We start from the raw sequence: 11,866 nt of genomic DNA, 5'->3' as shown, positions 1-11,866 counted from the left end.
TTCTGCGGACAGCCTGCCCGAATCAGGATATTCACTATGTTGCAGTTAACCGCTATTCACCACATCGCCATCATCGCTTCCGACTATCCGCGCAGCAAAGCGTTCTATTGTGACGTGCTGGGCTTTCGTCTGATGGGCGAATATTACCGTGAGGCGCGCGACTCCTGGAAAGGCGACCTGGCCTTACAGGATCGCTATACCATTGAGCTGTTCTCTTTTCCTGAGCCGCCAGCGCGTGTCAGTCATCCTGAAGCGTGTGGCCTGCGTCATCTGGCCTTTACCGTGCCGGATGTAGCCGCCGCTGTCGCCACGCTGGCCAGTAAAGGCGTAATCTGCGAGCCGATTCGCATCGATGAACTGACCGGTAAACAATGTACGTTTTTTGCCGATCCGGATGGTTTGCCGCTGGAGCTTTATCAGGCGTAAAATAGCGCACTCAGCGGGCGACATACAGTGGCCCGATTTTCTGGATTCTGCCATGCCTTTGCCCGCTTTTGACGCTCTGTTGCAACCTGATGCCGCGCTGGTGGTCGCCTTCAGTGGCGGACTCGATTCAACAGTGCTGCTGCATCAGCTTCGTGACTGGCAGGCACAGCATTCTCATTCACATCTGCGTGCGCTGCATGTTCACCACGGGCTCAGCCCGAATGCCGACCGCTGGGCAGCACATTGCCTGTCGGTATGCGAGCAGTGGCAGCTGCCGTGTGAGGTACTGCGCGTCACGGTGGATGGCAGGGAAAACGGCATTGAAGCCGCTGCCCGCGTCGCCCGTTATCAGGCACTGAGTGCGGCACTGCAGCCGGGCGAAGTGTTACTCACCGCGCAGCACCTCGACGATCAGTGTGAAACTTTTATGCTGGCGCTGAAGCGCGGCAGTGGTCCGGCCGGGCTGGCGGCGATGCCCGCCGTGCGTGCGCTGGATTCTCATCAACTGATACGTCCGCTGCTGAATCAGTCTAGACTGTCGCTTGAAACTTATGCCGACGCCCATCAGCTGGTGTGGATTGAGGATGAAAGCAATCAGGATCAACGCTATGACCGTAATTTCCTCCGTCAGCGGCTGTTGCCTGAGTTATACCAGCGCTGGCCCCATTTTGCCGAAGCGACAGCCCGAAGTGCGGCGTTGTGCAGTGAGCAGGAGCAGTTACTGGATGAACTGCTCGCCGGCCAACTGGCTGAGCTCATCCAGCCAGATGGCAGCCTGCACTTTCCGCCCTTGATGGCCATGAGTGAGCTGCGTGCTAATGCGTTATTGCGCCGCTGGATTGCCGGGCAGGGGGGAGCGATGCCATCCCGTGACGCGCTGAAACGCATTCGCGATGAAGTGATGGTGAGTCGGGAGGACGCGCAGCCCCGGCTGCGATTCGGTCAGTCTGAACTCCGTCGTTACCGTCAGCAACTCTACTGGCTGCCGTTGCTGAGTTCATTGCGTGGCAACGAGCTGGCATGGCTCGATCTCTTCCAGCCGCTAACGTTACCGCAGAACCTGGGCACGCTGCGTGCCAGCCAGTCGCAAAGCCTGCTGCGCTATCCTCAGCCTGATGAGCAGGTCAGCGTGCGATTTCAGGCGCAGGGTAACGTTCATCCGGTGGGGCGTCATGGTGGAAGGGAAATGAAAAAGCTTTGGCAGGAGTTACAGATACCGCCGTGGCAGCGAGAACGGTTGCCGTTAATCTTTTATAACCAGACGCTGATCTGTGTTCCGAATCTGTTTGTTACCCATGCTGGCGCGGCCAGTGATGAGCAGGGCTGGCAGATAGTCTGGGACAGGGCATCCAGCGCAGGAGAACAACAATGAAGCAATGGCTTGTCGCCTGTTTAGTGGCGGTTGTGTTACCGGCGTGGGCTGCGGGTGATGCGCAGCGTGGGGCGCAGAAAGCTGGGCGTTGCATAGCCTGTCATGGTGCAGAGGGAAAAGCGGTGGTGCCTCTTTACCCCAATCTGGCCGGGCAGCACGCACCTTATCTGGAACATGCGCTGCAGGCGTATAAAAAGGGCGAGCGCAGTGGGGGTCAGGCTGAGGTGATGAAGGCGTTTGTGGCGGGGTTGAGTGAAGGCGATATAGCAGATCTGGCGGCATATTACAGTTCGTTGCAGCCCTGAGGTTTAACAGGGCGGGAAGGTCCCGCCCGTGATGCGTGTCTTACTCTGCGCTGACAACGACTGTACCCAACTCTGGATGGGTAAAACTGGCGATATGGTCGAGACGTAATTCGCGATGTTCACCAGAGAGATCGATAGCCAGATATTCCACGTTTTTTCGTGAAAAGATCTCTTTAGCCTTTGCCTTAAGCTGCTCGCCATCTTTCATTTCCAGCGAAAGCATCCAGTTGTTCTGGCAGGCGAGTTCCAGATTATCGTAATCATCGCAATTGATAGGTTGGTACGCTTCATTTATCAACATAGTCGCTCACCAATAAGTTAGCAGCGGCATAGGCCGCCTGTTCCCTGACAGAAGAGTTTAGCTCAGTATTTGCGGCAACATCATTAAGTGCCTTCAATGCGCAGCCAATCGCATCCGGTATGTAACCTAAATCCCCGCTGCCGATTTCGGCATACTTCCGGCGAACTAACTCACAATAATTTTGCACGTGGCCCTCCTCGGCAGAGCATGAATACTCTGGTTAACTGGCGACTATATCATAGCCATTTAGAGGAAATCAGCTTGTGTAAAGCAGGAACCGTGCGTGAAACACTGCTAAAGTAACAGATTCCGCTGTCTGAAGCGGAATGAATCAGAGCACAAAAGGTTAATTTGATGAACAGGTTATCGGAGGTCAACGTGGTTAAGGTGTGGGGAGCAAGCCAATGATTATGCTATCCCGTTCGGTTGAGATTCCGGAGAGTGAGATCGAGCTGACGGCGATTCGTGCTCAGGGCGCAGGCGGACAACATGTCAACAAAGCCAGCACCGCTATCCATCTGCGTTTCGATATTGCTGCCTCTTCACTGCCTGCGTTTTATAAAGAGAGGTTGCTCACCGCCAGCCACCATTTGATTACTGTTGAGGGCGTCGTGGTGATTAAGGCGCAGGAGTACCGCAGTCAGGAGATGAATCGTGAGGCGGCGCTGCAACGTCTGGTCAATTTGATCCGGGAGTTGAGTACCGTTGAAAAAGCCCGGCGCGCCACGCGGCCGACACGGGCTTCGAAAGAGCGTCGTCTGGAAGGAAAAGCCCGCCGCAGTTCGACCAAATTGATGCGCGGCAAGGTACAATAAAAAACGCCCCGCAGGCGGGGCATTTGAGTAACGCTAAGAACTTACTTATTCAGAGCCTTGAGCAGGAAATCGACGATTTCGTCCTGCTTAATCATCTGCTTCTCACCAGCACGACGTGACTTATATTCAATCTCCTGATTATCGAGATTGCGGTCGCCGATGACGATGGTGTGTGGCACACCGATCAGTTCCATATCTGCGAACATTACGCCCGGACGCTCTTTACGGTCATCCAGAATAACGTCAACGCCTTTGGCACGCAGTGTGGCATACAGCTCTTCCGCCAGCTCTTTAACGCGGAACGATTTCTGCATGTTCATTGGCAGAATTGCCACCTCAAAAGGTGCCAGTGCGGCTGGCCAGATGATGCCGCGGTCGTCATGGTTCTGCTCAATGGCTGCCGCCACCACGCGAGTGATGCCAATACCGTAGCAGCCCATGCTCATCACCTGGTTACGGCCGTCTTCACCCTGAACGGATGCTTTCAGTGCGTCAGAATACTTAGTACCGAGCTGGAAGATGTGCCCGACTTCGATGCCGCGTTTAATCTGCAGCGTACCTTTGCCATCCGGACTTAAATCGCCTTCGACCACGTTACGGATATCCGCAATGCTGGCCAGCGGCAGATCACGCTCCCAGTTAATGCCGAAGTAGTGTTTACCATCGACATTGGCACCAGCGCTGAAATCGCTCATCTTCGCCACGGTACGGTCGGCAATGATTGGCATCTGCAGACCCACAGGCCCGATTGAACCCGGACCCGCACCGACGGCGGCGCGAATTTCTTCTTCAGTCGCGAAGACCAGCGGCGATGCAACGATGGCTGATTTCTCTGCTTTGATCTCATTCAGCTGATGATCGCCGCGCACCAGCAGGGCAACCAGCGCGTGACCGCTCTCTTCGGCACCTTTAACAATCAGCGTTTTCACTGTCTTTTCAACAGGCACATTGAATTGCTCAACCAGCTCCGCAATAGTTTTTGCGTCAGGCGTCTCAACCAGCTGCATCTCCTGTGACGGCGCGGCACGTTCGCCAGCGGGAGCGACGGCTTCGGCCAGCTCAATGTTGGCGGCATAATCAGAATCGGTAGAGAAGATCACATCATCTTCACCGCTCTGAGCCAGCACCTGGAACTCATGTGATGCGCTGCCGCCGATAGAGCCGGTATCAGCCTGCACGGCGCGGAAATCGAGCCCCATACGACTGAAGATCTGGCTATAGGCATGGTACATCGCGTCATACGTTTCCTGCAGCGACGCCTGTGAAGTGTGGAACGAGTAAGCGTCTTTCATAATGAATTCGCGCGAACGCATCACACCAAAACGCGGACGCACTTCATCACGGAATTTGGTCTGAATCTGATACAGATTGAGCGGCAACTGCTTATAAGAGCTCAGCTCGTTGCGGATCAGGTCAGTGACCACCTCTTCATGCGTCGGACCCAGCACGAACGGACGCTCGTGGCGATCGGCAATCCGTAACAGTTCCGGGCCATACTCCTCCCAGCGACCGCTCTCCTGCCACAGGTCGGCGGGCTGCACAACCGGCATTAAAATCTCAACCGCGCCCGCGTTGTTCATCTCTTCACGCACGATGTTTTCAACTTTTTTCAGCACGCGAACCCCGGTCGGTAACCAGGTGTACAAGCCAGAAGCAAGTTTGCGGATCATACCGGCGCGCAGCATCAGCTGGTGGCTGATCACTTCAGCGTCGGAAGGCGTCTCTTTCTGAGTAGAGAGCAGATATTGAGTAGTACGCATTGATTACGGTTCCAGTTGATCGGAAAATCACAGACAGAATTTTGCTGGCGGCTAGTGTACCAGTGAGATCACCGGCTCAAAAGCGGGTTTTAACGCGGGTCGATAGCGATCACTTCAGTACCGGCATCGTCGATGCGCCAGCGTACATTAAAATCCATCAGCCAGGCCGCATATTCCCGCTCCTGCGTTTCGCCCTGACGGTAAGCGGGGCGGGGATCCTGTGCCAGCACTTCACTGATAAAGCGTGCCAGATTGGGGTAGCGTGACTGCTGGTGAAGTTGCTGTTGGGCCAGGTCGGAGAAGCGAACCGGCATATCAGCCGCAGGTGCCGTCTGCGCAAAACCCGCCTCGGCGTGAGGGAGCGCTTCGGCAAAAGGCAGATAAGGTTTGATATCCACCACCGGCGTTCCATCGATCAGATCCAGACTGCCAAGCTGCAGGATCACCTGCTGTTTCTCAATCCTGATTCCTTTCAGTTCAACCAGCGACATCCCAATGGGATTGGGACGGAACGTTGAACGTGTCGCGAATACACCCATGCGCGCATTGCCGCCCAGACGGGGAGGGCGAACGGTGGGACGCCAGCCACCTTCCATCGTCTGATGGAATACAAACAGCAACCAGAGATGGCTGAACGCTTCCAGTCCGCGTACTGCTTCCGGCTGATTGTAAGGTGGCTGCAGATGAAGTTCGCCGCCGCCATCCTGGACCAAACCGGGCTGGCGCGGCACGGCAAACTTCTCTTTCCACGGCGAATGGATTACCCCAATTTGCGCAAAGGTGAACGCACTCATTGATTGCTGACTTTCAGCGCTGAACCCTGACAGACGGCCTGACGATAGCAGCCTGGCGTGCCGGTGACGATTTCACACTGATGCAGCAGCACTGCATTGGCTTTCATCTGTGACGCTTTGATCTGCAGACGTTTACGTGCTGTCGCGATATTGGCCGGGGAGTTCTGATTGCTGCTCTGACAATCTTCAGCGGAGACTTCACCCAAATCGCGGAACGGCTTGCTGACCAGATCGGCGGCATCGGTATAGAGCTTAACCGGGGCGGGTCGCGCTACAGGCTTGCGGGTCGGTTCACTGGATTGCTGCGGCCGGGACGGTGCGCTGCTTATCGGGTGATACTCATGAACACACCCTGTCAGCATCAATGCTAACAAGCAGAGCGGTAAAAAACGCATGGCAACATCCTCAGGTTTCAAAAAGTGGCGTTATTGAAACAAGGACAAGAATAAATAACAAGTCGGGCAGGGCACCCAATAACAGAAAGGGCGGCATAGCGCCGCCCTTAAGGAGATGTACAGCTAAATTACCAGCCTTTAACCGCGCCGCCGTTAAAGACTTTGTTAGCTTCTGCGTAGACTTCATCAGACTGGTAAGCCTTGACGAATTTCTTCACGTTTTCGGCATCTTTATTATCTTCACGCGCGACAATCAGGTTCACATAAGGTGAATCTTTATCTTCGACGAAAATGCCATCTTTCGCTGGCGTCAGGCCAATCTGGCTGGCGTAGGTAGTGTTGATCACCGCCAGTGCGATCTGCTGATCGTCCAGTGAGCGTGGCAGCTGCGGCGCTTCCAGCTCAACAATTTTCAGATGCTTAGGGTTCTCGGTGATATCCAGCGAGGTTGGCAGCAAGCCCACGCCATCTTTCAGTTTGATCAGACCCACTTTCTGCAGCAGCAGCAGCGTACGGCCCAGGTTGGTCGGATCGTTTGGAATAGCAACCTGCGCGCCATCCTGCAGTTCATCCAGTGATTTGATCTTCTTCGAATAGCCTGCGATTGGGTAGACGAAAGAATTACCCACTGAAACCAGCTTGTAGCCACGATCTTTGATCTGCTGATCAAGGTAAGGTTTATGCTGGAAGGCGTTAACATCGATATCGCCTTTGCTCAGCGCTTCATTTGGCAGAACGTAGTCGTTGAACGTGACCAGCTCAACGTCCAGACCATACTTATCTTTAGCTACTTTCTGCGCTGCTTCAGCAACCTGCTGCTCAGCACCGACAATCACGCCCACTTTGATGTGGTTAGGGTCTTTCTCTTTTTGATCGCATCCTGCCAGCGCAATCGCGCCAATCAGTGCACCCACAGCGGCAATTTTCTTGAATCTGAAAGACATATCCTTTCCTTCTTAATAATGTGATATTGCTTGCTTATTTATGGGACACAGCACGCACGATGCGGTCGCCACAGAATTGAATGAGATACACCAAAACCACTAACAACACCAATACCGTATTCATCACAGTGGCGTTATATCCGATATAACCATACTGATAACCGATCTGTCCCAGGCCACCTGCACCCACCGCGCCACCCATGGCGGAGTAACCGACCAGCGTAATCAGCGTGATGGTCGCCGCGTTCACCAGGCCTGGCATCGCTTCCGGCAGCAGAACCTTACGGATGATCTGCATTGGCGTGGCGCCCATAGCACGTGACGCTTCAATCAGGCCGGTTGGCAGTTCCAGCAGGGCGTTTTCAACCATACGCGCAATAAATGGCGCTGCGCCGACTGTTAATGGCACGATGGCCGCCTGCAGTCCGATTGAGGTGCCGACGATCACGCGGGTAAACGGAATCATCCAGACCAGTAAGATAATGAAAGGAATCGAGCGGAAAATATTCACCAGCGCAGAAAGCACGCGATAAAGCCCCTGATTCTGAAGAATCTGTCCAGGCCGTGTCACATAGAGTAAAACGCCGACCGGCAGTCCCAGCACAAAACCGAAAAAGCCCGAGACGAAGGTCATCATCAGCGTTTCCCACACGCCCCGTCCCAGCAACCACATCATCGCCTCAGACATAACCTAACACCTCTACTTTCACATGATTCTCCTTCAGCCAGGCTATCGCCTCGCGGGTATCGCCCTCTGTGCCGTGCATTTCGGCCAGCATAATGCCGAACTTCACGCCACCGGCGTAATCCATCTGGGCACTGATAATGTTGTTATTGACGTTATACCGGCGAGCCGCTTCGGAAAGCAGCGGTGCATCAACCGATTTACCGGTGAACTCCAGTCGCAGCAGAGGCACGGTGCCTTCAGCGGCGGTGTCAGACAGACGCTGCTGGTAATCATCCGGGATATCCAGATGCAGCGTTGACTGAATAAACTGCTGTGCCAAAGGCGTCTTGGGATGCGAGAAAACCTCACTGACGCTATCTTTCTCTATCAGCTCACCATGACTGATGACTGCAACCTGATCGCAGATGCGTTTCACCACATCCATCTCATGAGTGATCAGCAGAATTGTCAGGCCAAGCCGGCGATTAATGTCTTTAAGCAATTCCAGAATTGAGCGCGTCGTCGCGGGATCCAGTGCGCTGGTGGCTTCATCACACAGCAGGACCTTGGGATTGCTGGCCAGGGCACGGGCAATCGCGACACGCTGCTTTTGTCCGCCCGACAGATTGGCGGGCCACGCATCATGCTTATCTGATAATCCCACCAGTTCCAGCAGCTCAGTGACGCGAGCGTTGATCTGAGCGCGGGAGAGATTACCGAGTTCCAGTGGCAGAGAGACGTTGCCTGCGACGGTCCGGGAGTTCATCAGGTTGAAATGCTGAAAGATCATTCCGATCTGGCGGCGGGCCTGGGTTAACTGACGTTCGTTGAGTGCGGTTAAATCAGCTCCATCGACCAGCACGCGGCCCGAAGTTGGGCGCTCCAGCAGGTTAACGCAACGAATCAATGTACTTTTACCGGCACCGGACGCGCCGATAACGCCATAAATCTGTCCGGCAGGCACATGCAGACTCACATCCGTTAACGCCGGAATACTTCTCGTGCCTTGCTGAAACAACTTGGTGATATTTTCTAGTTTAATCATTATGTTATTTATTATTGTGTTGCGTTGTCCGTGGTGTGGGAGGCCTCGTCGCTTTTATTCATGATAAAAGCTGGATGGATGTTAAGGCATCCAGACGTCTAAATCAATGGAAGTGATTCAATCTGACATTCTCCCTTTTATAGCAATCATGCGATACTGATTGGCAATTTTTACAGCAGGAGTTTCTACGTGGCGAATAAAGTCCCCGCTATTTTTCTTGATCGTGATGGCACCCTTAATGTCGATAATGGCTATGTCCATGAGATCGATGACTTCCAGTTTATTGACGGCACGATTGAAGCGCTGCAACAACTGAAGGCAATGGGATATGCGCTGGTGGTTGTGACCAATCAGTCTGGCATAGCGCGCGGTATGTTTACCGAAGATACCTTTATGCGGCTGACTGAATGGATGGACTGGTCGCTGGCCGATCGCGACGTTGATCTTGATGGCATCTATTTCTGTCCTCACCATCCCGAAGCAACAGTAGAAGCGTTTCGTCAGGAGTGTGACTGCCGTAAGCCCCAGCCGGGAATGTTGCTGACGGCGCAGGAAGAACTGCATATTGATATGGCTGCTTCTTATATGGTGGGTGACAAGCTGGAAGACATGCTGGCCGGTAAGGCTGCCGGTGTTGGCACCAAAGTGCTGGTACGCAGCGGTAAACCGGTCACGGCTGAAGGTGAAGCGGCAGCAGATTGGGTAATTAATAGCCTTGCAGAGCTGCCAGGACGCATTAAAAAGGGTTAAAACGGCGCTTTTGTGCAAATTTCAGGCGAACAGTAAAAAAGTTGAAGTTTGCACTTGCGCTCTCTCAGCCGTTCCCTATAATGCGCCTCCATCAACACGGAACACCGGCAACGGGAAACGGGCTGAGAGGCACAGGAGACTGCGCCGCCGGAGAAAAACTTCTGAAATAGAGGTTGACTCTGCAGGAGGAAAGCGTAATATACGCCACCTCGCGACAGGACGCTAACGCACTGTTCGCACTGCTCTTTAACAATTTATCAGACAATCTGTGTGGGCACTCGCAGGATTGATATCAGCGTCTCCGGACGTAAAAAATATATCAAGCCTCACGAGTGAACACATAATGAAATTCATTATGACGTTTTACAGATGAGCACCGCTTAACTTGTTTAAGCAAATCAAACTTAAATTGAAGAGTTTGATCATGGCTCAGATTGAACGCTGGCGGCAGGCCTAACACATGCAAGTCGGACGGTAGCACAGAGAGCTTGCTCTTGGGTGACGAGTGGCGGACGGGTGAGTAATGTCTGGGGATCTGCCCGATAGAGGGGGATAACCACTGGAAACGGTGGCTAATACCGCATAACGTCGCAAGACCAAAGAGGGGGACCTTCGGGCCTCTCACTATCGGATGAACCCAGATGGGATTAGCTAGTAGGCGGGGTAATGGCCCACCTAGGCGACGATCCCTAGCTGGTCTGAGAGGATGACCAGCCACACTGGAACTGAGACACGGTCCAGACTCCTACGGGAGGCAGCAGTGGGGAATATTGCACAATGGGCGCAAGCCTGATGCAGCCATGCCGCGTGTATGAAGAAGGCCTTCGGGTTGTAAAGTACTTTCAGCGGGGAGGAAGGCGATGCGGTTAATAACCGCGTCGATTGACGTTACCCGCAGAAGAAGCACCGGCTAACTCCGTGCCAGCAGCCGCGGTAATACGGAGGGTGCAAGCGTTAATCGGAATTACTGGGCGTAAAGCGCACGCAGGCGGTCTGTTAAGTCAGATGTGAAATCCCCGGGCTTAACCTGGGAACTGCATTTGAAACTGGCAGGCTTGAGTCTTGTAGAGGGGGGTAGAATTCCAGGTGTAGCGGTGAAATGCGTAGAGATCTGGAGGAATACCGGTGGCGAAGGCGGCCCCCTGGACAAAGACTGACGCTCAGGTGCGAAAGCGTGGGGAGCAAACAGGATTAGATACCCTGGTAGTCCACGCCGTAAACGATGTCGACTTGGAGGTTGTTCCCTTGAGGAGTGGCTTCCGGAGCTAACGCGTTAAGTCGACCGCCTGGGGAGTACGGCCGCAAGGTTAAAACTCAAATGAATTGACGGGGGCCCGCACAAGCGGTGGAGCATGTGGTTTAATTCGATGCAACGCGAAGAACCTTACCTACTCTTGACATCCACGGAATTCGGCAGAGATGCCTTAGTGCCTTCGGGAACCGTGAGACAGGTGCTGCATGGCTGTCGTCAGCTCGTGTTGTGAAATGTTGGGTTAAGTCCCGCAACGAGCGCAACCCTTATCCTTTGTTGCCAGCGAGTAATGTCGGGAACTCAAAGGAGACTGCCGGTGATAAACCGGAGGAAGGTGGGGATGACGTCAAGTCATCATGGCCCTTACGAGTAGGGCTACACACGTGCTACAATGGCGCATACAAAGAGAAGCGACCTCGCGAGAGCAAGCGGACCTCACAAAGTGCGTCGTAGTCCGGATCGGAGTCTGCAACTCGACTCCGTGAAGTCGGAATCGCTAGTAATCGTGGATCAGAATGCCACGGTGAATACGTTCCCGGGCCTTGTACACACCGCCCGTCACACCATGGGAGTGGGTTGCAAAAGAAGTAGGTAGCTTAACCTTCGGGAGGGCGCTTACCACTTTGTGATTCATGACTGGGGTGAAGTCGTAACAAGGTAACCGTAGGGGAACCTGCGGTTGGATCACCTCCTTACCTGAAGATACCTTCCCGCGCAGTGTCCACACAGATTGTCTGATAAAAAGTAATGAGCAGGACGGCTGCGAAGTCGTGACACGATCGTGTCCCCTTCGTCTAGCGGTTAGGACTCCGCCCTTTCACGGCGGCAACAGGGGTTCGAATCCCCTAGGGGACGCCACCTGCTTGGTGACAGGTGAAAGGTGTCTCCATACAGTATCTCAAAACCGTTCTGGTTGCGTAAGCAGCCGTGGCGCGTTTGAGATATTTGCTCTTTAACAATCCGGAACAAGCTGAAAATTGAAACGACGCGTCGTTTTCATTCTCCGTAATAAGAATGAAAAGCACGATGCGTTCGAGTCT

General features: G+C 53.8%; 13 protein-coding genes, 1 tRNA gene and 1 rRNA gene. 7 read left to right on the top strand and 8 right to left on the bottom strand.

What is annotated here, in order from left to right; all coding sequences use genetic code 11:
- Nucleotides 1-36: 36 nt before the first annotated feature.
- Genes ACR8BF_RS15350 through ACR8BF_RS15340 form a run of 3 tightly spaced genes read left to right on the top strand, consistent with a single transcriptional unit; the run spans nucleotide 37 to nucleotide 2,103 of the window.
- Nucleotides 37-426, top strand: coding sequence for a VOC family protein (locus ACR8BF_RS15350; RefSeq protein ID WP_179897796.1), 390 nt, complete (start codon nucleotides 37-39; stop codon nucleotides 424-426).
- A gap of 52 nt (nucleotides 427-478) precedes the next feature.
- A complete protein-coding gene (tilS, locus tag ACR8BF_RS15345; protein ID WP_434745226.1) occupies nucleotides 479-1,798 on the top strand; it encodes a tRNA lysidine(34) synthetase TilS in 1,320 nt (439 codons plus the stop codon).
- The gene (locus ACR8BF_RS15340; RefSeq protein WP_314985589.1) at nucleotides 1,795-2,103 is read left to right on the top strand and encodes a cytochrome c; all 309 of its coding nucleotides are present in this window, start codon (nucleotides 1,795-1,797) and stop codon (nucleotides 2,101-2,103) included. The genes tilS and ACR8BF_RS15340 overlap by 4 nt, the downstream gene beginning before the upstream one ends.
- Before the next feature lie 40 nt (nucleotides 2,104-2,143).
- Here ACR8BF_RS15340 and rof read toward each other — a convergent pair whose 3' ends face one another.
- Together rof and ACR8BF_RS15330 are read right to left on the bottom strand one after the other, a co-directional pair.
- Nucleotides 2,144-2,404, bottom strand: coding sequence for a Rho-binding antiterminator (rof, locus tag ACR8BF_RS15335; RefSeq protein ID WP_010254167.1), 261 nt, complete (start codon nucleotides 2,402-2,404; stop codon nucleotides 2,144-2,146).
- A complete protein-coding gene (locus tag ACR8BF_RS15330; RefSeq protein WP_010254172.1) occupies nucleotides 2,391-2,591 on the bottom strand; it encodes a YaeP family protein in 201 nt (66 codons plus the stop codon). The genes rof and ACR8BF_RS15330 overlap by 14 nt, the downstream gene beginning before the upstream one ends.
- Before the next feature lie 217 nt (nucleotides 2,592-2,808).
- On the opposite strand from ACR8BF_RS15330, the gene arfB reads away from it, so the two are divergent.
- A complete protein-coding gene (gene arfB / locus ACR8BF_RS15325) occupies nucleotides 2,809-3,219 on the top strand; it encodes an alternative ribosome rescue aminoacyl-tRNA hydrolase ArfB (protein WP_434745225.1) in 411 nt (136 codons plus the stop codon).
- 41 nt (nucleotides 3,220-3,260) lie between these two features.
- Here the strand turns inward: arfB and proS are convergent, their stop codons facing one another.
- The 6 genes from proS to metN form a co-directional block, all read right to left on the bottom strand.
- On the bottom strand, nucleotides 3,261-4,979 hold the full coding sequence (gene proS, locus ACR8BF_RS15320; protein WP_434745224.1) for a proline--tRNA ligase: 1,719 nt from the start codon (nucleotides 4,977-4,979) through the stop codon (nucleotides 3,261-3,263).
- 89 nt (nucleotides 4,980-5,068) lie between these two features.
- Nucleotides 5,069-5,773, bottom strand: a complete 705-nt coding sequence (gene tsaA / locus ACR8BF_RS15315; RefSeq protein ID WP_179897810.1) for a tRNA (N6-threonylcarbamoyladenosine(37)-N6)-methyltransferase TrmO — start codon at nucleotides 5,771-5,773, stop codon at nucleotides 5,069-5,071.
- The gene (gene rcsF, locus ACR8BF_RS15310; RefSeq protein ID WP_434745223.1) at nucleotides 5,770-6,168 is read right to left on the bottom strand and encodes an Rcs stress response system protein RcsF; all 399 of its coding nucleotides are present in this window, start codon (nucleotides 6,166-6,168) and stop codon (nucleotides 5,770-5,772) included. The genes tsaA and rcsF overlap by 4 nt, the downstream gene beginning before the upstream one ends.
- A gap of 128 nt (nucleotides 6,169-6,296) precedes the next feature.
- Nucleotides 6,297-7,112 carry a MetQ/NlpA family lipoprotein gene (locus tag ACR8BF_RS15305; RefSeq protein ID WP_090964440.1) on the bottom strand — a complete coding sequence of 272 codons (816 nt, stop codon included), beginning with the start codon at nucleotides 7,110-7,112 and terminating at the stop codon, nucleotides 6,297-6,299.
- 34 nt (nucleotides 7,113-7,146) lie between these two features.
- Complete coding sequence (locus tag ACR8BF_RS15300; protein ID WP_031375299.1) at nucleotides 7,147-7,800, bottom strand: methionine ABC transporter permease MetI; 654 nt, start codon at nucleotides 7,798-7,800, stop codon at nucleotides 7,147-7,149.
- Complete coding sequence (gene metN, locus ACR8BF_RS15295; RefSeq protein WP_434745222.1) at nucleotides 7,793-8,824, bottom strand: methionine ABC transporter ATP-binding protein MetN; 1,032 nt, start codon at nucleotides 8,822-8,824, stop codon at nucleotides 7,793-7,795. The genes ACR8BF_RS15300 and metN overlap by 8 nt, the downstream gene beginning before the upstream one ends.
- 189 nt (nucleotides 8,825-9,013) lie before the next feature.
- Here metN and gmhB point away from each other — a divergent pair, with 189 nt between their 5' ends.
- The 3 genes from gmhB (at nucleotide 9,014) to ACR8BF_RS15280 (ending at nucleotide 11,684) form a co-directional block, all read left to right on the top strand.
- Complete coding sequence (gene gmhB, locus ACR8BF_RS15290) at nucleotides 9,014-9,574, top strand: D-glycero-beta-D-manno-heptose 1,7-bisphosphate 7-phosphatase (RefSeq protein ID WP_179897816.1); 561 nt, start codon at nucleotides 9,014-9,016, stop codon at nucleotides 9,572-9,574.
- Between the two features lie 406 nt (nucleotides 9,575-9,980).
- Nucleotides 9,981-11,521 (top strand): 16S ribosomal RNA (locus ACR8BF_RS15285).
- Between the two features lie 88 nt (nucleotides 11,522-11,609).
- A tRNA-Glu gene (locus tag ACR8BF_RS15280) sits at nucleotides 11,610-11,684 on the top strand.
- The last annotated feature ends 182 nt before the right edge of the window (nucleotides 11,685-11,866 follow it).

The sequence above is a fragment of the Candidatus Pantoea rara genome (assembly GCF_051136265.1).
Classification (GTDB): domain Bacteria; phylum Pseudomonadota; class Gammaproteobacteria; order Enterobacterales; family Enterobacteriaceae; genus Pantoea; species Pantoea rara.
The sequence above is the reverse complement of the archived record's forward strand: the minus strand, read 5'-3'. Positions and strand labels throughout refer to the sequence as shown.